Here is a 22700-nt window from a genome sequence, read left to right on the forward strand (position 1 = left end):
CGCAGGCGACATCACGATCCGCCTCGGCCCATCACGCCGAGCCTGGTCCACGACCACCCCACCCCGGCGGGCGTGGTCTGCCCGGTCCTCTCGCAGCTGGTCTGCCGACACGTAGGAGGAGTGCGGTGGCCATCGCGGAGTATCCGAGGGAGTCAGCCGAGTATCTGCCCGTCGTCGTCGACGGAGACGAAGACCTCAACGCCTTACCGGTGGAGATGTCCGTCACCGCATACGGCATCCGCCCCACGTCGTGGGTGGCTGCTGAGTGGGACGTCGACGACGACGGCGCAACGGTCGCGAAAGTCAAGATCGGGCCCGGCAGCTCATTCGACTTCAGCGCCTCACCCGGCACGAAGGTCCCGTGGGTGCGAGTCACCACCTCATCCGAGACGCCAGTCCTTGAGGGCGACCCGATCCAGATCACGTAATCCCAGCTCGATGTGATGCGACCTGCGGCGGAGTCGATAGAACGATCATGAACTGATGTAGAAAACGGAGAACCGCATGAGCATCAACGGACTGTTCACCCTCCTCGCGCTCATCCTCCTCGGAGCCGCCGCCGTCGTCGCCGGAATCCAGAGGTCATGGGTCGCCGCTCTCTTCTGCGCCGCTCTCTTCTGCCTCGTCCTCGCGGGCGGCGCAGACATCATCACCGACTAACCCCCCGACCAAAGGACCCCCGAGTGGCCTGTCAGCCTGCCGCGCCCATCCTCGAAGGTCTCAACCTTCACCTCGACATCGACGAGGGCACTCTCCTCGCCAACGTCATCCTTCTCGCCAAGACCGTGGATGAGAACGGCAACGTCGGCATCTCCATCTCAACCAGCCCCGGAACGAGCTGGCTTGACCAGCTCGGACTCATCACCGCAGCCACCGAGATGACCAAGCCCAGCTTCGCCTGCACCTGCGAAGACGACTAACCCCCGAAGTTCACACGTCCTGCGGCTGATCCCCGCAGGTAGAAGACCCCGAGTCTCCAGGCTCGGGGTCTTCGCATTTCCTGGAGAAGACCATGAACATCCGCCCCATCGACCTACCAGCCCTGCGAATTCAGCTCGCCGACCATGGGCGCAAAGTGACGCCGGAGGGCATCAGGGAAGGGCTCCGGCGCTCGGGCAGCGGCAAGATCTCCGACGATTGGGTCGAATACACGGTCCGCGAGAACCGGCAAGAAACCGACCGCTTATCGGCCGCTGACCTCTACTTTGTCAGCGGAGATATGGCAGACCTGGCGTCTTCCGCAGCTGACAGCATGCCGGATTTCACGCTCGCACACGAAGATGTTCCGTCGCGGTGCGGCTTCATCTACTTCGAGTCGCCGCTTCTCTTCCCGGGAAATCCAGATGGTGTTCAGACGTGGGCCGCGTCATGGGGGCCTCTCGCACCTGTGTACGGCGGCATCCCCGGAATTTGGATCACATGGTTCAGCGGCAAGTCCAAGACATTTACCTCAGCCATCGAGGCGGTGAACCCCTTCCTTGCAACCGCCATGGCAAGCGTGCCGCGCCTCCTGCCACTGAGCAACGCCCAGGTCCCGTTCGGAGACGATGGCGCGTACGGAGAAGCACGGGAGGGTGCGCCTTACAACAGCGCACGTAGGGGATGGCTGAGAATTCTCAAGGCCACGTGGCTGTTGATGGAGCAGCCCATCGCCAGCGTTGAGGACGCCAGATACGACCGACCGGCGCGCAGAAGACTCCAGAAGCAGGGTTACGAGCCGCCGCGCGTTCGGGTGATCACCCTTCGGAGAGCGAAGTCGAGCGCTGACCATGGCGAGTCGGACCGCGAGTACCACCATCAATGGATCGTCCGAGGCCACTGGCGCCAGCAGTACTACCCCTCGCGCGGCGTTCACCGCCCCGTGTGGATCGCCCCGCACATCAAGGGTCCCGAGGGTGCTCCGCTGATCGGCGGCGAAAAGGTCTACGCGTGGACCCGCTGACTACTTGCCCCCACCACCAGAACCCTCCGGCCGTACACCGGAGGTAGAGGACCCCGAGCCCTCCCGGACCCGGGGTCCTCGCCCACACCCGGGAGACCCCCATGCACCTCAGTCCGCCTGCCGAATCCCCTTGGAGGTGAGCCGTGGAACGCCAACAGTGCACGGCCAAGTCCAAGCGCTCAGGGGAGCAGTGTCAGAACAAGGCGCTTCTCGGTAGGAAAACCTGCCGGATGCATGGCTCCACTACCGCGAGGTCGAAAGCTGCCGGCGAGCGCCGCGTTGTCGAGGCCGAGGCGGGAGCCTTGGTGCGGAAGCTCCTCGCCGATCCGGACGCGTCTCCTGTGGAGAACCCGGTGCTGGAGCTGATGCGGATCGTCGGCCGGATGCGTCAAGCCGTTGACGTCCTGGGCGAGTGGGTCAACGAGATCGAAGCCGAAGGCCGACTGGAGTACACCGACGGCAACCTCGTACGACGTATCCATGTCCTCGTTGAGGCGTGGGAACGGATGATGGCCGAGTACCGTCGGGCGCTCACTGACATGGCGAAGCTCGGCATCGAAGAGCGGCGAGTGAAGCTCGAAGAGGACCAAGCTCGGCAGGTGTCCGCAGCGCTGCGGGCGGTGTTCGACCGACTCAACCTCACGGCGGAGCAGCGTGCCTTGATCTCGATCGTGGTGCCCGAGGAATTCCGGCGTTTCTCGGTCATGAACTGAGAGTCACGCTGTGACCATCCTCATGGAAGGTGTGGCCTCGGACTTCGAGGAGCGGCGCCGGCGCTGGGCCACCCCTGGATTCCTCGCCCGAGATCTCGACCCCAAGACGGTTCAGACGCCCGCCCTTGACCTCATCGACGAAGCGCTGGTTGACGTGGCCGACGGTCTATGTGACCGCCTCATGATCAGCGTTCCCCCGCAGGAGGGGAAGTCGGTTCGCATCTCGCGCCGCTTCCCTGAATGGCTCTTGACACAAAACCCAGAGCTGCGACTGGCCATCGTCTCCTACGCCCACGGGGTCGCTCGACGGCACGGCCGAGCTATCCGCGACGACATCACCAGCTACGGCACAACCCTCGGGCTCGCGGTCAACCCCAACTCCTCCGCCGCCCACGAATGGGAAGTGTCCGGCCACCAGGGCGGCGTCTACTGCGTCGGAATCAAGGGCTCCTTGACCTCGCGCCCTGTGGATGGGCTCATCATCGATGACCCGTACAAGGACGGCGAGCAGGCCGACTCCGAGGCGTGGCGGGAAACCGTCCGCGACTTCTGGACCGAGGTCGCGATCCCACGCCTCGGCCCCGGCGCGTTCGTCGTCATCGTTCAAACCCGGTGGCGAGACGACGACCTAACCGGCTGGCTGAAAGCCGAAGACCACACCGGCCGGTGGCGGGTCATCAACATCCCCGCCCAAGCCGACCACGACCCGAACAAGGGCGAGACGGATCTCCTCGGCCGCGAACCAGGGGAGTATCTCCGATCGGCGCGCGGCCGAAGCTTCGACGAGTGGGAGACCAAGAAGCTCGAAGTCGGTTCCCGCACGTGGAACGCCCTCTACCAGGGGCGCCCTTCTCCTGCGAGCGGCGACATCTTCCTGCGGGAATGGTGGCAGGAGTACCACGGGCAGCGGTGGATCGTCCGCCCTGACGGCTCCCGCTGGGTGGCTGGCGCGGACGAGGTCTGCATGAGCTGGGACATGGCGTTCAAGGACACCGCAGCCAGCGACTACGTGGTGGGGCAGGTCTGGGCCCGTTACGGCCTGGAGCTGTTCCTGCTCGACCAGGTCCACGAGCGGCTGTCGTTCGTCGACACCTGCAAGGCTCTACGCCAGCTCGCCGCGAAGTGGCCACAGGCTTCTGCGAAGTACATCGAGGACAAGGCTAACGGCACGGCGGTCATCAACTCGCTGAGCCGTCAGGTGGCCGGCCTGATCCCGGTTGAGCCGGATGGGTCGAAGGAGTCCAGGGCCCGCGCGGTGACGCCGTTCATCGAGGCCGGTTCCATCTACCTGCCCAGCCCTGAAGTGTGCCCGTGGGTGGGCGCATTCCAGGACGAGCATGCCTCGTTCCCGAATGGTTCCCACGATGACCAGGTGGACGCATGCTCGCAGGCCATTCACCGCATGCTGCTGGCTCCGATCCTGTCCGGCTCGCTGATCATCGAATCCGACGATCTCGACGACGACACGAGCGGATACGAAATCTCCCCGTATTGATCACCCGAGGAGGCGACTGTGGGCTTTGCCGCCTCCTTACGTGAGGGAATCGCTGGACCGATCAGGGAGACCTGGTATCGGGCCACTGGACGGGTTGAGCTGGCCGAGCAGGTGCGTGCCGAGCGGATGATGGTTGATCACCTGTCGGAGTCGCTCGCTGATCTGCAGGCGCGGATGAGTGAGCCGGGCTGGCAGCGCATGACGGCCCTCGCGGAGCAGGAGTTCACGCGGGAGGGCTTGCAGCAAATCTCCAGCGTGTGCCGCATCATGGCGATCAAGAACCCGCTGTTGCGTCGCGGCCTGTCGCTGCGGACGAGCTACGTGTGGGGTCAGGGCGTCAGCGTGAGTGCCCGGGCGACGGGCGAGCAGGAGCAGGACGTCAACGACGTCATCCAGAAGTTCCTCAACGACCCCAGTAACCGGCGCACCCTCACCGGCGACCAGGCACACGAAGAGCTCGAACGTGGACTCTTCACCGACGGCAACGTCTTCCTTGCCCTGTTCACCCGGCCCACCACAGGCCGTGTGCAGGCGCGGACGCTGCCGTGGGATGAGATCACCGACGTCGTCTGCAACCCCGAAGATCGGTCCGAGCCGTGGTTCTACCGCCGCGAGTGGTGGCAGGACCGCCGCACCGGAACCGGCATCGTCCAGGAACGGAAGATCGCCTACTACCCGGCGCTCGGCTACAACCCGGCACTCAAGCCCCGACGCCTGTCGTTCCCCACCTACGGGGATACGGTGCTCGCCGAGGTCATGTGGGACGCCCCCGTCTACCACGTGCGCGTCAACTCCCAGTTGGGCTGGAAGTTCGGCATCCCCGACGCGTACGCCGCAGTCGACTGGGCGCAGGCGTACCGCGAGTTTTTAACCGACTGGGCAAAGCTGATCAAGAGCTTGTCCCGGTTTGCCTGGAAGCTCACGTCGCGCGGCAGCAAACAAGCCGCCGCCCGGACCCGCCTCGCTGCGGCGCCGGCCACGGACCGCTACTCGGGGGAGCCGCAGCACGCTGGCGCCACCGCTCTCATGACACCGGACATGATGCTGGAGGCCGTCCCCAAGTCGGGCGCCTCGATCGACAGCGAGTCCGGCCGGCCGCTGGCTGCGATGGTCGCTGCCGCACTCGACGTGCCGGTCACGATGCTCCTCGGCGACCCGGGCACCACCGGCGCGAGGGCGACCGCCGAGACACTGGACACGCCGACCGAGCGCAGCATGGAACTCCGCCGATCCGTGTGGGGCGAAGCCATGCGGCAGATCCTCGACTACGTCATCGACCAAGCCGTCAAGGCACCCCAGGGAAGCCTCGACGGGGCAGTCATCCGCGACGAAGACGGCCGCGAAATCGTTGAGCTCGCCCAGGACACCGACCGCACCCTCGACGTGTCCTTCCCCGACATCGACGACCTCGACCCATCCGCGGTCATTGAAGCGATCGTCAAGGCCGACGGCACCGGCTACATGCCGCCACTCGTCATCGTCCGCCTCCTTCTAGAAGCGCTCGGCGTACGAGACGCAGACTCCATCCTGGAGACCCTCACCGGGGAACGCGGAGAGTTCGTCCCCCCTGAAGGCGCAGCGAAGGGCACCGGCCAAGCCGCAGTAGATGCCTTCCGTCGAGGTGAGGACCCGGCTGCCCTGCTGGCAGGCGAACCTCCCACTGAGGACCTCGACAACGAAGAGCTAGAGCTGGAACCGGCCGAGGCGTAAGCGGGGTGGTTATGGCCATCACCCCCGAAACGCTCGCCCTGGTCGAGCAGATGCGCCGCGCTGTCGGATCCATTCTTGACAGCATTACCCGCTCCCTCGTTGAGGCGTGGGTTCGGGCTTGGGATCAGATGGCGGTGGAGGTCGCCGCGGGCATCGCCGAACTCCTCCAGGTAGGTGACGGTCAGTGGCCATCGCGTCGCCAGATTGAGCAGACTGCCCGCGCGATGTCCGCTCTGGAGGTCATCGCCGCGGCCCTGGCCCGGCTCGCTGCTCTGGTGCGTAACCTGACAGTGGCCGGCGCCGCGGAGGCCGCGCGCCTGGCCTTGGACGGGCAGGGCGAGTTGATCGCCTCACAGCTTCCGTACGGTTCCACGCTCGCGTCCGCGGCCCGGTACCGCCGCCAGCAGCCCGACACCGTAGACGCCATCGTCCGCCGCACTGCGGAGCGCATCAACTCTTCACGTTGGCCGCTCGCTGATGAGGCGACCGCGGCGATGAAACGGGAACTGATCCGCGGCGTTGTCGTGGGGGATAACCCGCGCACCGCCGCGGCCCGAATGGTCCGTAACCTCGAAGGCGAGTTCAATGGCGGCCTCACCCGGGCGCTGAACCTCGCCCGAACCGAAGTGCTCGACGCTCACCGCCAAGCCGCTGAGATCGGCCAGGAAGACCACGGCGCGATCCTCGACGGCTGGGTGTGGCACGCCGAGCTTCACCGGGGCACACGTACCTGTCCGTCGTGCTGGGCGCTCCACGGCACCGTGCATCCGCTCAGCGAGCCAGGGCCGATCGATCACCAGCAAGGAAGATGCAGCCGCACACCGAAAACGAAGAGCTGGGCGGACCTCGGGTTCGACATCGACGAACCTGCGGACGTCACCCCGGACGCCCGCGAGGTCTTCGACTCCCTTCCCGACGCTGACCGCCTCGCCATCATGGGCCGCCGGCGCCTCGAACTCCTCGACGCTGGCGCCATCGAATGGGCGGACCTGCCGCAGCTCCGCACCACCCCCGAATGGCGCGATTCCTGGGGCGTCCGCCCTGTACGTGACCTCGAACGCATCGCCAAGCAGAACACTGCCTGACCGTCGACTCGCCAGCAAAGGGGGGCCGACGTGTATCAGGGCCGTTCTCTCGTGGACATCTGGAACCTCGTGGAGCGCGCCTGGCGCGAAGACCTCCACCCGCGGGCATCGGATGGGAAGTTCGGGTCTGGTGGGCCGTCGCCCAAGAGCAGCACCGCGAAGACGAGCACACCCGCCGCCGGCAAGTCCGCTGGCAGTAAGCCAGCCGCACGCAAGACCGCCGCGGGCACGTCGGCCGGCAGCAGCGCCACCCCTGCGGCGAAGAAAGCGCCCGCGACCAAGAAAACACCTGCCGCGAAGGCATCCTCTCCGGCAGCGAAAGACAAGACGTGGCAGGACAACCACTACGCCGAGTGGAAGCAGCGCCTCACCCCGGCGCAGAGCCGGGCAATCAGCGGCTACCAGGGCGCTGACTACGGCGCCATGAACGCCCAACTCCGCTCCCAGGGCAAGAACGGCGTCAAGGACGACAAGTACAGCGACGAGGAGATGGCGCAGGCCGCGAGAGCGAACCGGCAGCTGATCGACGCCATCCGGAAAGCGCCGCCGACGACTGAGCCAATGACGGTGCACCGCACGATGACCGCGGCGATGGCTGCCGGCCTGAAGCCAGGCGCCACCGTGGGTGACAAGGGGTTCGTGTCCGCTTCGTTGTCGCCGAAGAAGACGTCCAAGGGCGCCACCGTGGAGATTGACCTTCCCGCTGGAACCAAAGCTGCGGTCGGCGCCAACGGGGAGATGATCCTCCCGTCGTCTGGCCGCTTCCACGTTGTCTCGGTGGAGGACGGGCCGAACGGTCAGCCGCATGTGCGGATGGAATTCGTGCCTCACGGCTCGAAGGCCACGCCTAAGGCTGATGCGGCGCCGAAGAAGTCGGCCGCGAAGACACCGGCCAAGGCTGCTCCGGAGACTCCGGCTGAGCCGAAAGCCGCTGACTCCAAGGCGGACACGCAACCGCCCGAGGCGCCGGCCGCTCCCGAAGGACAGCGGCGGCCCGGTATGCGGGACGCGACCCGCCACACCACGCACAGCGAAGGCGCCGAGTGGCTCGAAGAGAAGATGCCCAACCCGAAAAAGAAGCCGTTCACGGCTGCTGATCGGGCTGCGGTGAAAAACTACACCGGCAGCAACTACACCGCCATCAACTTCGCTCTGCGTAACCCCGACGCTGAGCGGGATCCGAAAACCCAAAGCATCATCGACGGCATTGACGCGGCCATGGCGAAATCGACGGTTCCTGAGGACGTCATCGTGCACCGCGGCGTCGGCGCTGACTACGTGCAGCGGCTCGGCGCTGACCTCGGTAACCCCGCCAGCATGCGGTCCCTGATCGGCAAGGTCGCCACCGAAGACTCCTACCTCAGCACGTCCACGGGCGGCAAGGCAGCGTTCGACGACAAGCCGGTCCGTCTCATGATGCGCGTCCCCAAGGGACACCACGCGATCAACGCCATGCCCATCAGTAAATACCCCGACGAGCGGGAACTGCTGCTGGACCGCAACACCTCCCTGTTGGTGCATGACGCCTACGAAGTCGACGGCAAATGGCATGTGGAAGTCGAAGCCGTTCCCACCGGTTTCCAGCCCGGACCGGACTGGAAACCTGATCCGGCAGGGGACGCCCAGACTGGATACGCTCCGGGCGCCGAATGGGGAATCCCCTCGGCAGGTAGCGGTGACAGCGCTCCCGTCGGTAGCGTGGACAGCCTGCCTGACGACGGCATGACCGACGCTGACTATGCCGACTACGCCGCGTACCTCGACTCCGGCGGCTACGAGGAGGACCTGTGAGTGACGAGCACCCCCGGTGGGGTGATGACGGCCTGACCGGGCGCGTCACTCACGCCCCGAACATCTACGACTACCAAGCTGCGGGCCCGGTCCGCCGAGCCGCGCTGAACACCCCTGGCGGGCACGTGCTGGGCCACGTGTGGACCGACGACCGAGCCGCGGCGGGATTCACGCCGGCCGAGGTCGCTGGGGCCGCCGGGCGTAAGGCAGGTTCGGCTGTGTGGGCGATCCACCGCGACGCCTACGCCAAGAACGTCCCGGCGTCCGACCTGCTCGATCCCAAGTTGTACGCCTCCGTCGGCACGCTCCAGGAACCGGCCGCAGGACCCGACGCCTGACCCTCCCCCCGCACGTCCGACAAGCCCCGAGCCACTCACGGCCGGGGCTTTCGCGTTTCCACCTCCGATTGGAGTGCCCGTGGTTGACCGATTCGCGTGGGGCGCGGGCGAACTCGTCCCCGGCGACGAGATAGACGAGGAGCAGGTGTCCGAAGCCGCTCTGAGCGAGCAGGTCTCTCTCACTGAAGCCGCCGGCGGGCAAGCACCTAAGGGTCGACGGTTCCGTGCCCGCTTGATCGCTGGCGATATTCAGGGCAGCTCCGGCTACTACCCGGCGTCGATGCTCACCCAGCACGCCAGCGTGTTCCGCGAAGGGCTCCCGGTGTACCTCGATCATCCGGGTGTCACCGAGGCGTACGAACGCCCTGAGCGTTCCGTCCGCGACCTCGCTGGGCGGCTGGCCAGCCCCGCCACCTACCAGGGGGATGGCCTGTACGCGACCGTTGAGGTGTACCCGCACTGGGCGCCCGTCATTGAGGCCATGGCTGACGACATCGGAATGAGCATCCGCGCCACCGGCACCGTCGAAGCATCCACGGTTGAGGGCGTCCGCGGCCCGATCGTCACGAGCCTCACCGAGGCCGCCTCAGTCGACTTCGTAACCCAAGCAGGAGCAGGCGGGAAACTCGTCGCTCTGTTGGAGTCCGCCCGAGCAGCAGGGCTCGCTCCGCCCTTCAAGAAGAAGGACGACGAAGACGACGCCCCGGCTGAGGATGACGAGACCGAAGACGACGACGAGGACGAGGACGAGGACGAGGACGAGAAGAAGAAGGGCAAGTTGCCTGCCTTCCTCAAGGCCAAGGAGTCCAGCAACGTCGGCGACTGGCTCGAATCGCGCATCCACCTCATGTTCACCAGCCTCGCCGACGACATGTTCGGCGACGGACGCCTCACCCGAGACGAGCGACTCGCTTTGTCTTCCGCGATCGGTGAGGGCCTGCAGGCTTTCACCTCCCGCGTTGAGGCCGATTGCCCCCACCTGTACCAGCGCGATCCCTGGACAGACCCCGTAAAGGCTGACCAGGCCGCGATGACCGAGAACACCACTATGGAGGGAGCCCCGATGACCGGGAGCACCAACAAGGAGCAGGCGCCCCCGGACCGGGGTACCGACGTCACCGAGTCCGCGCGTGAGCGTGAGCTCACCACGCAGCTCGCCGAAGCGACCCAGGCTGCCGAGGCCGCGCAGGCGGCACTCACCGAGGCCCACGCCGCGACCGCTGCCCGTGTTGCCGCCCTGGAGGCCACGCTCGCCGAGGCCGCGAAGCAGACGCAGCGCCTGGAGAACGACCGCCAGGCCCGCGCCGCTGTCGCTGAGGCGCTGACCACGTCGGGTCTGCACACGGTCTCTCACGGCCGGGTCACCGAGTCGATCTGCCGGGACCTGCCGACGACCGACGACGGCAACCTCGACACCGTCAAGCTCGGCGAGGCCATCAAGCGCGCCATCACCGACGAGGCGACCTACGTCGCCACCCTGGCCGAGGCCACCGGCGCGGGTATGCCCCGCGGTCTGGGCGCTACCGACAGCCGTGAGCTGTCCGAGGCCGACATCGACAAGGAGCTCGCCGGCGTGTTCGCCGGTATGGGCATGGCTGAGAGCGCCGCTGTGACGGCTGCGCAGGGACGGGGCTGATCCAGTATGGCGACCAACATCATTTTCGACGAGGGCGTGCAGCTCCAGCTCGCCGTCACCGACCCCGCCACCCCCGCCTCGGGTGACCCGGTCGTCATGGGCCAGCTGCCCGGTGTCGCGCTCATCGACGAGCAGCCCGACGGTCTGACGACCATCAAGACCGACGGCGTGGCCACCCTGTCCGTGAAGGGCACCAACGGATCCAACGCGGCGATCAACGCTGGCGACATCCTCTACTACGTCGCCGCCAACACTCCGAAGCTGTCCGCGACCACGTCCGGGGTTCGCTTCGGCTACGCCCTCGAAGCGGTGAGCTCCGGCGCGACCGCCACCATCCGGGTGAAGATCGGCTACTGAGCCAACCAGGCACCCCACGGGGTGCCCCGCACTTCCCCCTTTTTCTTCAGCCCCCGAGCCACATGGCCGGGGGCTTTCGCATGCCCGGCGCGGAGCGCCTGAGAGCAAGGACCAAAGATGCAGCTCCTCGACCTGATCGAGACCTACACCGCCCAGGACGCCAGCGCCGAGCGACTCTACGCCCGCGAGGGACGCCGAGTCCGCGGTGGACGCAACACCCCGCAGTACAAGACCGCGCTGCTGGAGGCCGCCCGCCTGTATGAGGGCGTTCTGGCTGGCCGTCTTCCTGGCCACCGCCTGTCGGAGGCCATGACCACCAGCGACTTCAGCTACCTGTTCGGCGACATCATCGACCGGCAGATGCTCGCGGCCTACCAGCACATGCCCGTCATGTGGCAGAGCATCGCCAAGCGCGGCCGAGTCCGCGACTTCCGCACCGTGACCCGCTACGCACTCGACGGCGGCGAGGCCGTCCTGTCGGAGGTCAAGGAAACCGCGGAGTACCCGGCCGCGTCCGTCTCCGACTCCCGCTACGAGTACAAGGTCAAGAAGTACGGCAAGCGGCTCCCGTTCTCGTGGGAAGCGTTCGTCAACGACGACCTCGACGCCCTGCGGGAGATGCCGCAGCGCCTCGCCAACTCCGCCCGCTTCAGCGAGGAGCGGTTCGTCGCTGACCTGTTTGCCGGCGCCACCGGCCCCGACAGCACGTTCTTCTCGGTCGGTAACGCCAACGTCGTCACCGGCAACCCGGCCCTGTCGGTCGCCGGCCTGACCACAGCGTTCAACACCCTCGCCGCGCAGGTCGACACCGACGGCAACCCGATCTACCTCGGCGGCGTCGTCCTGGTTGTCCCGCCCGCGCTGAAGATCACCGCGAACAACATCATCAACGCCACCGAGATCCTCGCCGCAGACGGCGGCGGCGACGGCACCGGCAACAACCAGCTCCGCGTCGCCAACTGGCTCCGCAACGACGTCACCGTCCTGGTCAACCCCTGGCTGCCGATCGTCTCCAACTCCAGCAACGGCAACACGAGCTGGTACCTCATCGCGGACCCGAACGTCGGCCGCCCCGCCATGGAGATCGGCTTCCTGTCCGGCCACGAGAGCCCCGAGCTGTTCATGAAGAGCCCCAACGCGACCCGCGTCGGCGGCGGTCTCATCGACCCCATGGACGGCGACTTCGACACCGATTCGATCGATACCAAAGTGAGACATGTTTTCGGGGGAACTCTGCTGGACGCGAAGAGCGCGGTGGCGTCCAACGGTAGTGGTTCCTGACCATGGCTCTTCCGCCGCCGATCAACGGCACGGAGACGTACCTCGCCGCGGTCTACGAACGGCTCGGCGAGGTACTGGAGCGCATCCCCAAGCGGTCCTCTCCTGAGGAGGTCACTCCCGCAGACGGCCCGAAGACGGTCGAACTGCGAGAGCCCACCACCTCGACGGAGGAGCCCGCTCCCGAGGCGGAAGCGCTGGCCGAACCAGCGCCTCCTGCCCGAACCACCTCCGCGCGTAAGCGCACGAACAGGAAGGGCGGCACCTGATGGGCGCCACCGCGAAGGGCGCGGCCGGCGGCCTCGCCTCCCTCAACGCCTCAGGGCGAATCCCGGCAGCGCAGAAGATGCTCGTTGCCACGGCGACGCTGGACTTCGCGTCCATCGCCGCCGGAGCGGTGGGCACGCTCACCGCCACCGTGACCGGCGCGGCCACCGGCGATTTCGCCATGGTCGCCCCACCCGGCAACCTCACTGCGGGCCTGGTCCCCAGTGCGTTCGTCAGCTCGGCGAACACCGTGACGATCCGCATCATCAACGGCACCGCCGGCGCGATCGACCCGGCGTCGGCGACGTGGGGAATCGCAGTCATCCCCGCCACGTAGGAGGCGACGATGCCGATCGACTACAGCACTGACGTCGGCCAGGTGCGGCTCCTGATTGCGGACACGGATCCGACAGCCCAGCTGTTGAACGACCCGCAGATCGAGGCGTTTCTGTCGTTGGAGGGCTCGGTCAAGCGGGCCGCGGCCCAAGCCTTGGACGTGATCGCCTCGTCTGAGGCGCTCGTGTCCAAGGTCATCTCGATGAATGGGCTGAGCATCGACGGCACGAAGGTCGCTGCGGAGCTCCGCGCGAGGGCATCGGAGCTCCGCCGCCAACTCGACGACGGAGACGGCGACGACACGGTGGGGCTGGCGATCGTGGACTTCGACCCATGGCGCGGACACCTCGGCTACGTCCCGTAGAGGGGAGGCGCCCATGTCTCCCCTCGCAGGACACGGCCCGATCCATCCACGCTGGTCCGAACACCACCGGCGCACTGCGGTAGGCACCCTGACCGGCACCTGCCGCATCACCCGCGGCGGCGGCGAAGGAACCGTCGACGACGACAACGTCTGGCATCCGCCAGCGTCCACCGTCGTCTACCAGGGGCCCTGCCGCATCACCGCACCCCCGGGCATCAGCAACCCCGTCGTCGGAGACCAGCCCACCGGCATCGGCGACTACAAGGTCGCGATCCGGTGGGACGTCGTCGAGATCCTCGAAGGCGACATCGTCGAGGTTCTCACCGCCGCCGACCCACGACTACCCGGCCGCCTCTTACAGGTGACCGACACGCTCGGCGGCGGCGGAACCGAACAGTGGGAACGCGTCCTCACCGCCACCGAGGACATCACCCACCGGGAGGCGCCGTGACCGACTTCGACTTCTCCGAGATCGCACGCCTAGAAGTCGTCTTCGACACGGCCAGCGCCAAAGCCGAACAGATGACCAAAGCCGCAGTGCAGAAAACCGGCCTGGACGTCGTGGCCGGCGCGCAAGCGCTCGTCCCCGTGGACACCGGCAATCTGAAGAACAGCATCGGCGTGGACTTCGACCTCGACGAGTTCGGCTTCACGGTCGTCGCGACAGCCAACTACGCGGCGTTTGTGGAGCTGGGGACCAGTCGAATGGCTCCGCAGCCTTACATGGGGCCCGCGTTCGAGGCTGCGGTGGAGCCGTTCGTGAAGGCGATCGAGTCCATCGGCGGACGGGTGCTGGAGTGACCGTCGCAGCGGCCAGGCCGCACACCACCGCCGTCATGGGCCTGCTCACCGCTGCCAGCGTGCTCGTAGACCGGGGCAAAGCCCCAACGAACGGCGGATGGCAAGGCAACCCTGGTACCTCAACGTTCAAGGGCTACACGGTCCTCTACCCGTTTACCGGCCTGGACGAGCCGGCGTCGCTGGCGCTGTTTCACGACAGCTTCGACTTCACTTTCCAACTCACCTGTGTAGGCGCGACGCAGGACCAGGCCGCGGGTGTCATGGACGCAGTCCGCGCCGCGCTGATCGGCGTCACCCCTACCGTGGCCGGCCGGATTGCCTACCCGATATACCCGGTGCCGCTCAACCGGCCTATAGCCCGCGATGACGCAGTGGCGCCGCCGGTCCACTACGGCACCCTCCAGTTCCACTTCAAGTCAGACCCGACCTGACTTTCCCTGCCTGATCCAGCCCGCCACCGTGCGGGCTTTTTTCGTTCCCGAAAGGAGCCCGCGTGGCTACCTATTCCGCCGAGGCGATCAGCGCCGCCGGCACGGTCCTGACCGAACGGACCGCTGCAGCCGGCGACAAGCTCGTCTACGACACGAACGCGGTCCTGCGCATCATCAACGGCTCCGGCGGGTCGATCACCGCCACCATCACCGTCGCCGGTAACAACTCCTACGGGCAGCCGAACCCGGACCCGGTGATCACCGTGGCGGCCGGGGCGACCAAGGCCGCGATCATGCTGCCGCAGTACGTCGACCCCTCCGACAACCTGATCGCTCTGACGTGGTCAGCCACCCCCGACGTCACCTTCATCTACGAGCGGCACTGACATGGGCCGCTACGTGATTGAGGATCCGTCGACTCGCCGGTTCGAGATCGACGAGAGCGCCCTCCCTTTCTGGGAGCACCGCGAGGGCCACAAGGTCATCGGCCCTGCGCCGGAGCCCGGCGAAGAGACCGCGAAGCAGGACGACGAGATCGAGCCTGCGCAGTCCGCCGTGATCGTCCCGCCCCAGTCGGAGGAGTCCGGCATTTCCAAGCCCAACAAGGCGGCCTCGCGGCCTGCCCAGATCAAGGAGTAGGCCGTGAGCAAGCGTCTTTCTGACGGAAACACCAAGGCCACGTTCGTGCCGGCCATCGCGTCCATCTCAGCCCCGACCGTAGCTGAGCTGACCGCCGCCGGCATCGTCGTCTGCGAGACCAGCATCACCGCGGACGGCCTGAGCATCAGCATCGAGCAGGGCGCCGTTGAAGGTGACACCCTCGCCTCCACCCAGACGTTCCAGGGTCCTGGCCGTACCCAGGCGCAGATCGAGTTGACGTTCTTCCGCGACTCCTCGCCTGCTGCGGACCGCATGTGGTCGGTGATGACGAACCAGACCGAGGGCTACCTCGTGGTTCGCCGCGGTGTCGCGTTCTCTACCCCGTACGCCGCCGGGCAGAAGGTCGCCGTGTACACCGTGACCTGCGGTGAGCCGTCCGAGCTGGCGCCGGAGGCGGAAACCTACGACCGCGCCATGGTCAACCTGTACCCGTCTGGCCCGTACAACCGTGAGGCCACGGTGGCGGCCTAATGGAGTTCGCTGACATCAAGGGGCGCATCAAACTTCCCGAGAAGACCGTCTCGATCTGCCTGCGAGGTGACCTGCAGGCTGAGTTCGAGGGCTTGGAGCGGGATCTTGCCGCGGCCCGGTCCAAGCCGAAGGCGGTGACCCTCAGCGGCGGCAACGAAGAGGCCGAGACGATCGCGCAGATGATCGCCGACCTGAGTGAGGAGATGCGAGAGCACTCCACGGTGTTCCGGTTCCGCGGCCTGACGAAGCGCGCCTACTCGGACCTGGTTGCGCAGTACCCGCCGACGCGTGAGCAGGAAGAGAAAGGCAACGACGTCAACTGGGAGACGTTCCCGGTGGCGCTCATCGCGGCGTGTGCGATCGAGCCAAAAATGACCGAAGCTGAGGCTGGCGAGCTGAACGACATGGTCACTCAGGCTCAGTGGAACGCCATCTACATGGCCGCGTCCGCTGTGAATGCGGCCAAGTTGGACATCCCAAACTCGTCAGCCGCCTCCGCAGTTCTGGCGAGCTCCAGGAGGAGCTCGAAGTAGCTCACGCTTGGGGTGCTCCCCGGAGTGAGGTGCTTGGGCGGCAAGCCGAAGCAGTCACCGAGTACGTGTACGACGATGACGGCCGGTTGTCTCACACGGTGACGACGTGGGCGCCGCGCTGGCTGGAGGAGGACTACGCCTGGGCGGCGGCCTACCTTCGATGGCAGGCAGGGCAGTGCCCCGCCTGCAGGCTCCAATTGTCGGACACGACGGCGATGCGCGACGGGGAACCGGTCCATTCCTACAAGGTTCCTCCGCCGCGCCGCTGCCAGGCATGTGACGAGTTGATCAAGGTTCAGCACGCGCATTCCAAGAAGGGCTCCGTGCGCGAGGGTGCCCTGCTCTGGCACATCGAGCAGACGTCTTAGCTCTTCTTGCCGCGCGTTGCCAGCTTGACGCCGAGGTAGACCGCGGCGACGACCGCGATGAACAGGATCAGGCCGATCAGCATCTGTGTGGGGCCGATGTTGGGCATGGCGAGGGCTCCTTTGGCTGGCTGAGATCCCCCGATCTGCTCGCAGAGCATGACACGCAGACCTGCCTGCGCGAGGCGAAAACGACTCAATCCGCAACATGCAAGGGGTGAGTCGTCTTGGTCGATCGCTCGGTTTCGGTCGCCCTTCGGGCCCGCGTTTCACACTATGTCGCGGGCATGGGGCAGGCGAAGACCTCCACGCAGGACCTGTCTCGGCAGATGCAGCAGACGGGCGCTTACGCGGATGCGTTCCGGCAGCGGCTGGAAGCGGCAACAAAAACGCTGCCGAAGATCACCATCGATGCGGACTCTTCTCCCGCTGAGATCAAGTTTGCGGAACTCCGCGCGCAGATGGAGGCGCTCGCTGACAAGAAGATCGGCATCGATATCTCTTCGGCGGACGCCGTCGCGCAGATCCGAGAAATTCAGCGCGAGTTGGAACAACTTCAGCGCGACGAGACATCCATCGACGTCAAGGCCGACATCGGCTCCGCGTTGTCTGAGCTGCAGGCGCTCAACTCAGAGGTCGAACGGGTCGACGGCCGAACCGCGCACGTCAACGTCAACGCCAACGTAGGCGGGGCGCTGGCCAACATCGCCCTCGTCGGCGCCGCTCTAGCCGCTCTGCCCGCAGCTACAACCATCGGTGTCGGCGTGGCTGGCCTCGGCGCCGCGTTTACCGCTGCGGGTGTAGGGGCGGCCAGCTTCGCGGCTGTCGCCGTGCCGGGCATGACCCGCGTCAACGAAGCCCTGAAAGCTCAGGAGAGTGCAGCCAAGGCCGCCGGCGGTGCTACGGGCGGCGCCGGCCAGTCCGCCGCTCAGGCCGCCCAGCAGGCCATGCAACTGGAGCAAGCCGAGAGGCGACTCAAGGACGCGCAAACCGACGCAAGGTCCGCACAGGAGGACTTGACGCGGGCGCGTGAGGCCGGTCGGCGAGCCCTCGAAGACATGAATTTCTCGCTTGACCGGTCAATTCTCAGCGAGAAGGACGCGGCGCTTGCGGTGAAGGAGGCCGCGGCCCGGCTGGCGGAGGTCAACGCGGATCCGAAGGCGTCCGACCTGGAACGCGAGCGCGCCGCCCTGTCGTACGAGCAGGCGTTGCAGCGTGTCGAAGAGCAGGAAGTCAAGACCGCGCGGGCAAAGAAGGACACCGCCGCGGCGAACAAGGCCGGCATCGAAGGCACGAAGGAATACCAGCGAGGGCTGGACGACCTCAAGGCTGCCCAGGACAAGGTCGCCCAGGCCGAAGACCAGCTCAAGCAGCTGCATCTCCAGCAGCAGGCCGCTATGTCTAGCGGAGGCGGGGCGGCGGGCAAGCTCAAGGATGCTTTCGCTGACTTGTCCAAGGAGGAGAAGGCCCTAGCGAAGGACACGAAGGCGTTCTCGGACGCTTATCTGGCGTGGCAGCGCGGGCTGCAGCCAGATGTTTTCCCGGTCATCTCCCAGGGGCTTGGCCTCATGGAGCGGACGCTGCCGAAGCTGACTCCGATGGTTCAGGGCGCGTCGGGCGCGTTCGGCACCCTTCTTACGGAGGCAGAGGCTGCTCTTGCAGGGCCGTTCTGGACGCAGTTTCTGAACAACGTGGCCGTGGAGTTGCCTGGCGCGATCCTCGGATTGGGCCGGTCCTTCGGCAACGTCACGACAGGTGTTGCCGGGATCATCGACGCTTTCTTGCCGTTCACGCCCGTTGTTGTTGGCGGGCTCGACGCCGCCACTACGGCGTTCTCCAAGTGGGGGCAGCAGCTCAACGACAGCCCGGAATTCCACGAGTTCCTACTGTTCGTGAAGCAAAACGCCCCCGACGTGTGGGAGCTGATCAAGAACCTGGCGTCGGCGCTGGTCAACGTCGGCGAAGCGGTCGGACCGCTCGGCATCGGCTCCATGGCCGGCCTCAACCTGCTGGCGCAGATCGTCGCCGGAATGGACCCGCAGCACATCCAGCTCATCGCTTTGGCGATCGTGGCGATCAAGACCGCGCAGGCCGGGCTCGGGGTCGCGTCGTTCTTCACTGAGATGCCGGGCAAGCTCGACCGGATGCGCGACGGATTCGACCGCGTCAAGGGCAAGACGAGCGACTTCGGGTCTGCCCTCACTGGCTTGGCCTCTGGGCTCGGCGGGGTGGCCGGCATCGTCGGCGGCGCGGCTCTTGTCGGCGGGCTGTTGATCCTGGAATCGCGGCTCTCGGACAACGCCAAGGCGGCTACGGAGTTCCAGCAGAAGATCTCTGCGGTGGCGGGCGGCAACGTTGATGCGGAGATCGCTGCGTTGACGAAAGCCATCGCTGATCAGCGCGCCCAGATCGGGTTCGCGATCTTCGACACGATCTATTTCTCGGACGCTCAGCGTGAGGCGGCCGACAAGGTCGAGTCGCTGGAGAGTCGCCTGGGTGAGTTGAAGCACCAGAAAGAGTTGGATGCGATCGCGTCCAAGGCGGCTGGTGACGCGGCGGGAGAGCACGGCAGGAAGGTCGGCGAAGTCAACGCCGCACTCGACACTTTCGCCGGGAAAACCGACGCCTACCAGGCCATACGCAACATGGAGCAGGCGTATAAGGACGCGTCCGCGGCGCTGCAGGCGAGTAACGGCAAGTTGTCGATCAACAAGACCATGACCGACGCGCAGCGGGACGCGGTCATCGCCGCTCGTGAGAAGTTTGCCGGCTACACTCAGTCGGTCAAGGATGCGGCGGACGGTGCGGCGGCCCTGAGTGGCAAGACCAGCGACGGCACCAAAGCGGTGCTGGAGCAGCTGCCGCGGCTGGGAGAACTGGCAGGCAAGAGCAGTGAAGCCAAGTCGCAGATCTTGCTGCTCGCGCAGGCTTACGGCATCTCCGCGCAGGATGCCCAGAAGGCAATGAAGGGCGGCAAGGATCTCAAGGAGGTTCTTGCTGAGCTGAAGAGCAAGTCCATCAAGATCGATATGGATACGAAGACCGCTCAGGCGAACTTGGACAACATCAAGCGAACCTTGATCGACATTGCCAGGCGGACCGACTTGGCGATGAAGGGCGGGTTGAACTCAACCAGCGCCCGCGGCAACGCGTGGGGCGGTATTCAGAACCGCAATGGCGCGCCGGACTACATGGCTCAGGGCGGCATCCGGTCGTTGGGCGGGAACCCGTCGGCGATGATCGCACGGAAGCCGTATCACATCGCTGGTCGCGGCGGCCCTGACGTGGTGTTCGGTGAGGCCGGTTACGAGGCGTTCATCCCGCTCGACTCGTCGAAGCGTGCCCGCGGCCTTCAGATCCTGCAGGAAGCTGCGGGGCTCATGGGGATGGCGGTGGTGCCGGAGCAGGTCCGCGCCGACACCGCAGGGGCAGCCGCAGGCGCCAGCGGAGGCTCGTTCTCCGGGAGCGCCGGCGGCGGTGCGGCGTCGGTGACGGTCACCGGCATCGACGCGCTGCACTCCGCTTTGACCACCACGGCGCTGAACCTGACCGGAGGGCTCGCCGGAGCCACATCCACCCTGGACGCCACCCTCGGAGACGCCGGAACCCTCACCCAGTCTCTGACCGGCGTGGGAGAGATCACCGGGCACCTCGCGGACGAGGTCACCGGGTGGGGCGAGGTCATCGCCGTGGAGGTCCCTCCGCTGACCGAGGCAGTGACTCAACTCGGGGACGCAATCTCCGCTGCGGCGTCCGGCGACTCCAAGGGCAACACCGGGTCGAAGGGCGACGAGCGTAGTCCCCGCTCGTCTAGCGCGAAGAAGGCGGCGGCGAAGAAGCAGCCGGTCAAGCAAGAGATTTTGGGCGCGACCAGCGGCACCGTGGGTGTGGCGATGCCGGGCTCCACGAACTGGTCGCGCACGTCACGACCAGTGCAGTCGTCCTACAGCGGCGGCGGGTCCGCAACACCAGCGGCGGCTGGCGGGTCTTCTTCGCCGGGTACCGCTGCCGGCGGTTCTGGCGGGGCGCCGGTGGTGGCTATGTACGGCGCCACGATTCGCTCTGAGGCGGACCTCGACGAGTTGGCTGCGCGGGTCTCCATACGGCGCCGCGGACGCGGCTGAAGCCGCCTCTCACACCCATTCAGATAGGAGGCGGCTTCAGCCATGCCTTGGGACGAAACATCCGGTCAGACGTTCGGCGAGTGGGCCAGAGGCGGGGAACCGCTCGGCCAAGGACGGGGCCCTGACGTCGTCACCGACGAGCCGACGTGGCTGACCCGCGACCAGGTGCGTGAGGAGCGGCGCGAGGACGGCTCCCGCATCCAGCGCATCCAGACGCAGCAGGGCCACGTCGTAACCCGAGAGACCACCCCAGACGGGCGTGAACGGCAGCACGCCCGCGTCAACTTGGCCTAGGAGGCACCGGTCGTGGCATTGCAAGACGGCTGGTTCAGCGACACGTACATCAAGGCGTTGTCGAATGACATCGCCCTCGACCTTTCCGACGTCACCCCCGGAGCGTTCAAAGGAGCTCTGTTTGAGGGCACCGTGGCGGGCGGCACGATCGACTTCGACCAGTCCAACCCCGCCTACGGGTCCGCACCGTTCGACGATGACGAGTCCAACGGGCCCGGCTACACAGCGGGCGGGACGGACATCACCGTTACCTCGTGGGCGGTACTGGTCGGCTCAGCGAACAAGGTCGGTTGGAAGATCAACACGTTGGAATGGACATCCACCACGATCACCGCTTCCGGCCTGCTCATCTACGCGCCGGACCTGTCCGGCCGGGCCGTGCTGTTCCGGTCGTTCGGGCAGGCGATCCCAACCAACGACGGTGATTATTCGATTGCGTTCCATGCTGATGGCGCTTTCCGGCAGAAGCTCCGCGCCGCCGCCTAACCCCTGATTCGACCTTCCACCCTCGCCAGCGTGCGGGGGTTTTTCCATGTAAGGAGGCCGATCAATGGCCAAGAGCGGTTACGTGATCACCACGGGCGGCACGGTGTCCCTCACCGCCGCCACGGCCAAGTCGATCCTCGGCGTGAAGTCCGGGGCGACGACCGCCAACCACGGCGTGGACCTGAAGAAGATCCGCGTCTCGTTCCCTGGCGTGACAGCGTCCGAGGTGCCGGTGCTGATCGAAGTGTGCCTGTGCACGTTCGGCGCGAACCCGCCGGGCACGGCCTCCAGCAGCGTCACGCCAACCCAGGTGTACGGGCGCACCGCGTCCACCGGCTTCACCGCGGCGAAGACGTGGACGACCGAGCCGACGGCCATCACGGTCGTGGAGGAGTTTCTCCTCACCCCCAACGGTGGCCTCCTGCTGTACGACTGGCCGCTGGGAGACACCCCGGACTCGCCACTGGGCGAGGGCTTCCTGCTGAGGTGCACGGCGCCGGCGACAGCGAGCGTCCGGGCCGCCATGTGGTTCGAGAGGGCCTGAGGTGCCGACCCCCACGCTGGTGGGGTCGGTGACGTCGGCCACGTCCTCCTCCACCTCCTACTCCTGCAACAAACCCACTGGTGTGGCCGCCGGGGATCTCCTGCTGAGCCTGCAGTGGTCGGCGGGCACGATCGGTGCGGTCCCGTCCGGGTGGACGCAGTTGGAGACGCAAACGTCCGGCGCCACCTCCCGTGTCGCTTACCTCGCTGCTGGCGGGTCAGAGCCGGGCAACTACACGGTTACGCAGACCGCGCAGCCCGGCGGCACCATCATCATCGCTGTGGCGGACGCGTCACTCGCGGCTCCCGTATCGAACTCGTCGAGCATCGCGGTTGGTTCAGCCGTCAGCACCCCATCGGTGACCCCAGCGGGGCTAGAGGATTTTGAAGTCCGGTTCGCTGTCGCGTTGAACGCCGGGCAGTCGTTTGAGCCCGCCAGCGGGTTCACCGAGCAAGTGGACGTCGCCGACACCGGGGAGGGCGGCGCGATGTGCGCCACCCGCGTCCTGGCCAGCGGCGCAGCAACCGGGACGCATACCTTCGGCACCTCGGGCACGCCGTCGGCGCCGCACGGCTACACCATCGCCATCACCGAGGCGCCCTCCGGTCGGCCCCGCATCGTCGCCGCCACGTTCACCGCTGTTCACCGCGCCGCATCCTGGTAAGAGAGGCGGTCGCGC

General features: G+C 66.6%; 29 protein-coding genes. All 29 read left to right on the forward strand.

Annotated features, from left to right (window positions below; translation table 11 throughout):
• Positions 1-125 precede the first annotated feature (125 nt).
• The 29 genes from AB0F88_RS40095 to AB0F88_RS40235 all read left to right on the forward strand — a co-directional run bounded on the left by AB0F88_RS40095 (position 126) and on the right by AB0F88_RS40235 (position 22685).
• Positions 126-428 (forward strand): hypothetical protein, encoded by a 303-nt coding sequence (locus tag AB0F88_RS40095; protein ID WP_362696581.1) that lies wholly within the window; start codon positions 126-128, stop codon positions 426-428.
• Between the two features lie 76 nt (positions 429-504).
• Positions 505-660, forward strand: a complete 156-nt coding sequence (locus tag AB0F88_RS40100; RefSeq protein WP_362696583.1) for a hypothetical protein — start codon at positions 505-507, stop codon at positions 658-660.
• A gap of 23 nt (positions 661-683) precedes the next feature.
• Positions 684-920, forward strand: coding sequence for a hypothetical protein (locus AB0F88_RS40105; RefSeq protein WP_362696585.1), 237 nt, complete (start codon positions 684-686; stop codon positions 918-920).
• A 92-nt stretch (positions 921-1012) separates the two neighbouring features.
• Complete coding sequence (locus AB0F88_RS40110; protein WP_362696587.1) at positions 1013-1942, forward strand: hypothetical protein; 930 nt, start codon at positions 1013-1015, stop codon at positions 1940-1942.
• A 143-nt stretch (positions 1943-2085) separates the two neighbouring features.
• Positions 2086-2655, forward strand: a complete 570-nt coding sequence (locus AB0F88_RS40115; protein WP_362696589.1) for a hypothetical protein — start codon at positions 2086-2088, stop codon at positions 2653-2655.
• 10 nt (positions 2656-2665) lie between these two features.
• Positions 2666-4150, forward strand: coding sequence for a phage terminase large subunit (terL, locus tag AB0F88_RS40120; protein ID WP_362696591.1), 1485 nt, complete (start codon positions 2666-2668; stop codon positions 4148-4150).
• Between the two features lie 18 nt (positions 4151-4168).
• Positions 4169-5860, forward strand: coding sequence for a hypothetical protein (locus AB0F88_RS40125; protein ID WP_362696593.1), 1692 nt, complete (start codon positions 4169-4171; stop codon positions 5858-5860).
• Positions 5861-5871: 11 nt separating this feature from the next.
• Positions 5872-6945, forward strand: a complete 1074-nt coding sequence (locus AB0F88_RS40130; protein WP_362696595.1) for a hypothetical protein — start codon at positions 5872-5874, stop codon at positions 6943-6945.
• Between the two features lie 51 nt (positions 6946-6996).
• Positions 6997-8736 (forward strand): ADP-ribosyltransferase, encoded by a 1740-nt coding sequence (locus AB0F88_RS40135; RefSeq protein ID WP_362696597.1) that lies wholly within the window; start codon positions 6997-6999, stop codon positions 8734-8736.
• A complete protein-coding gene (locus AB0F88_RS40140; protein ID WP_362696599.1) occupies positions 8733-9074 on the forward strand; it encodes a hypothetical protein in 342 nt (113 codons plus the stop codon). The genes AB0F88_RS40135 and AB0F88_RS40140 overlap by 4 nt, the downstream gene beginning before the upstream one ends.
• Before the next feature lie 79 nt (positions 9075-9153).
• On the forward strand, positions 9154-10710 hold the full coding sequence (locus tag AB0F88_RS40145; RefSeq protein ID WP_362696601.1) for a hypothetical protein: 1557 nt from the start codon (positions 9154-9156) through the stop codon (positions 10708-10710).
• Positions 10711-10716: 6 nt separating this feature from the next.
• Entirely contained in the window at positions 10717-11067 is a 351-nt protein-coding gene (locus AB0F88_RS40150) for a DUF2190 family protein (protein ID WP_362696603.1), read from the forward strand.
• A gap of 117 nt (positions 11068-11184) precedes the next feature.
• Entirely contained in the window at positions 11185-12348 is a 1164-nt protein-coding gene (locus AB0F88_RS40155; protein ID WP_362696605.1) for a hypothetical protein, read from the forward strand.
• A gap of 2 nt (positions 12349-12350) precedes the next feature.
• Positions 12351-12614, forward strand: a complete 264-nt coding sequence (locus AB0F88_RS40160) for a hypothetical protein (protein ID WP_362696607.1) — start codon at positions 12351-12353, stop codon at positions 12612-12614.
• Positions 12614-12949 (forward strand): hypothetical protein, encoded by a 336-nt coding sequence (locus AB0F88_RS40165; RefSeq protein WP_362696609.1) that lies wholly within the window; start codon positions 12614-12616, stop codon positions 12947-12949. The genes AB0F88_RS40160 and AB0F88_RS40165 overlap by 1 nt, the downstream gene beginning before the upstream one ends.
• 9 nt (positions 12950-12958) lie before the next feature.
• Positions 12959-13312, forward strand: a complete 354-nt coding sequence (locus AB0F88_RS40170; RefSeq protein WP_362696611.1) for a hypothetical protein — start codon at positions 12959-12961, stop codon at positions 13310-13312.
• A gap of 13 nt (positions 13313-13325) precedes the next feature.
• Positions 13326-13763 carry a DUF6093 family protein gene (locus AB0F88_RS40175; RefSeq protein WP_362696613.1) on the forward strand — a complete coding sequence of 146 codons (438 nt, stop codon included), beginning with the start codon at positions 13326-13328 and terminating at the stop codon, positions 13761-13763.
• Positions 13760-14113 carry an HK97-gp10 family putative phage morphogenesis protein gene (locus AB0F88_RS40180; protein ID WP_362696615.1) on the forward strand — a complete coding sequence of 118 codons (354 nt, stop codon included), beginning with the start codon at positions 13760-13762 and terminating at the stop codon, positions 14111-14113. Before AB0F88_RS40175 ends, AB0F88_RS40180 begins: the two co-directional genes overlap by 4 nt.
• Positions 14110-14544: a hypothetical protein gene (locus AB0F88_RS40185; protein WP_362696617.1), complete on the forward strand. Its 435-nt coding sequence runs from the start codon at positions 14110-14112 to the stop codon at positions 14542-14544. Before AB0F88_RS40180 ends, AB0F88_RS40185 begins: the two co-directional genes overlap by 4 nt.
• 62 nt (positions 14545-14606) lie before the next feature.
• The gene (locus AB0F88_RS40190; RefSeq protein WP_362696619.1) at positions 14607-14930 is read left to right on the forward strand and encodes a hypothetical protein; all 324 of its coding nucleotides are present in this window, start codon (positions 14607-14609) and stop codon (positions 14928-14930) included.
• A 1-nt stretch (position 14931) separates the two neighbouring features.
• Entirely contained in the window at positions 14932-15183 is a 252-nt protein-coding gene (locus AB0F88_RS40195) for a hypothetical protein (RefSeq protein ID WP_362696621.1), read from the forward strand.
• Positions 15184-15186: 3 nt separating this feature from the next.
• A complete protein-coding gene (locus tag AB0F88_RS40200) occupies positions 15187-15675 on the forward strand; it encodes a hypothetical protein (RefSeq protein ID WP_362696623.1) in 489 nt (162 codons plus the stop codon).
• A complete protein-coding gene (locus tag AB0F88_RS40205; protein WP_362696625.1) occupies positions 15675-16208 on the forward strand; it encodes a hypothetical protein in 534 nt (177 codons plus the stop codon). The genes AB0F88_RS40200 and AB0F88_RS40205 overlap by 1 nt, the downstream gene beginning before the upstream one ends.
• Before the next feature lie 98 nt (positions 16209-16306).
• Positions 16307-16576 carry a hypothetical protein gene (locus AB0F88_RS40210; protein ID WP_362696627.1) on the forward strand — a complete coding sequence of 90 codons (270 nt, stop codon included), beginning with the start codon at positions 16307-16309 and terminating at the stop codon, positions 16574-16576.
• A gap of 284 nt (positions 16577-16860) precedes the next feature.
• A complete protein-coding gene (locus AB0F88_RS40215; RefSeq protein WP_362696629.1) occupies positions 16861-20697 on the forward strand; it encodes a hypothetical protein in 3837 nt (1278 codons plus the stop codon).
• Between the two features lie 42 nt (positions 20698-20739).
• The gene (locus tag AB0F88_RS40220) at positions 20740-20991 is read left to right on the forward strand and encodes a hypothetical protein (RefSeq protein ID WP_362696631.1); all 252 of its coding nucleotides are present in this window, start codon (positions 20740-20742) and stop codon (positions 20989-20991) included.
• Between the two features lie 12 nt (positions 20992-21003).
• Positions 21004-21477 (forward strand): hypothetical protein, encoded by a 474-nt coding sequence (locus AB0F88_RS40225; protein WP_362696632.1) that lies wholly within the window; start codon positions 21004-21006, stop codon positions 21475-21477.
• A 64-nt stretch (positions 21478-21541) separates the two neighbouring features.
• Positions 21542-22021 carry a hypothetical protein gene (locus AB0F88_RS40230; RefSeq protein ID WP_362696634.1) on the forward strand — a complete coding sequence of 160 codons (480 nt, stop codon included), beginning with the start codon at positions 21542-21544 and terminating at the stop codon, positions 22019-22021.
• Position 22022: 1 nt separating this feature from the next.
• Positions 22023-22685, forward strand: a complete 663-nt coding sequence (locus AB0F88_RS40235) for a hypothetical protein (RefSeq protein WP_362696636.1) — start codon at positions 22023-22025, stop codon at positions 22683-22685.
• Positions 22686-22700 lie beyond the last annotated feature (15 nt).

It is taken from the genome of Streptosporangium sp. NPDC023963 (genome assembly GCF_040639135.1).
Classification (GTDB): domain Bacteria; phylum Actinomycetota; class Actinomycetes; order Streptosporangiales; family Streptosporangiaceae; genus Streptosporangium.

Bases quoted from the DNA above. Each gene is read 5' to 3' on its own strand.
- AB0F88_RS40150 (WP_362696603.1), top strand. From the start codon at position 10,717: ATGGCGACCAACATCATTTTCGACGAGGGCGTGCAGCTCCAGCTCGCC.
- AB0F88_RS40130 (WP_362696595.1), top strand. From the start codon at position 5,872: ATGGCCATCACCCCCGAAACGCTCGCCCTGGTCGAGCAGATGCGCCGC.
- AB0F88_RS40205 (WP_362696625.1), top strand. From the start codon at position 15,675: ATGGAGTTCGCTGACATCAAGGGGCGCATCAAACTTCCCGAGAAGACC.
- AB0F88_RS40230 (WP_362696634.1), top strand. From the start codon at position 21,542: ATGGCCAAGAGCGGTTACGTGATCACCACGGGCGGCACGGTGTCCCTC.
- AB0F88_RS40155 (WP_362696605.1), top strand. From the start codon at position 11,185: ATGCAGCTCCTCGACCTGATCGAGACCTACACCGCCCAGGACGCCAGC.
- AB0F88_RS40160 (WP_362696607.1), top strand. From the start codon at position 12,351: ATGGCTCTTCCGCCGCCGATCAACGGCACGGAGACGTACCTCGCCGCG.
- AB0F88_RS40215 (WP_362696629.1), top strand. From the start codon at position 16,861: ATGGGGCAGGCGAAGACCTCCACGCAGGACCTGTCTCGGCAGATGCAG.
- AB0F88_RS40220 (WP_362696631.1), top strand. From the start codon at position 20,740: ATGCCTTGGGACGAAACATCCGGTCAGACGTTCGGCGAGTGGGCCAGA.
- AB0F88_RS40175 (WP_362696613.1), top strand. From the start codon at position 13,326: ATGTCTCCCCTCGCAGGACACGGCCCGATCCATCCACGCTGGTCCGAA.
- AB0F88_RS40195 (WP_362696621.1), top strand. From the start codon at position 14,932: ATGGGCCGCTACGTGATTGAGGATCCGTCGACTCGCCGGTTCGAGATC.
- AB0F88_RS40110 (WP_362696587.1), top strand. From the start codon at position 1,013: ATGAACATCCGCCCCATCGACCTACCAGCCCTGCGAATTCAGCTCGCC.
- AB0F88_RS40100 (WP_362696583.1), top strand. From the start codon at position 505: ATGAGCATCAACGGACTGTTCACCCTCCTCGCGCTCATCCTCCTCGGA.
- AB0F88_RS40165 (WP_362696609.1), top strand. From the start codon at position 12,614: ATGGGCGCCACCGCGAAGGGCGCGGCCGGCGGCCTCGCCTCCCTCAAC.
- AB0F88_RS40170 (WP_362696611.1), top strand. From the start codon at position 12,959: ATGCCGATCGACTACAGCACTGACGTCGGCCAGGTGCGGCTCCTGATT.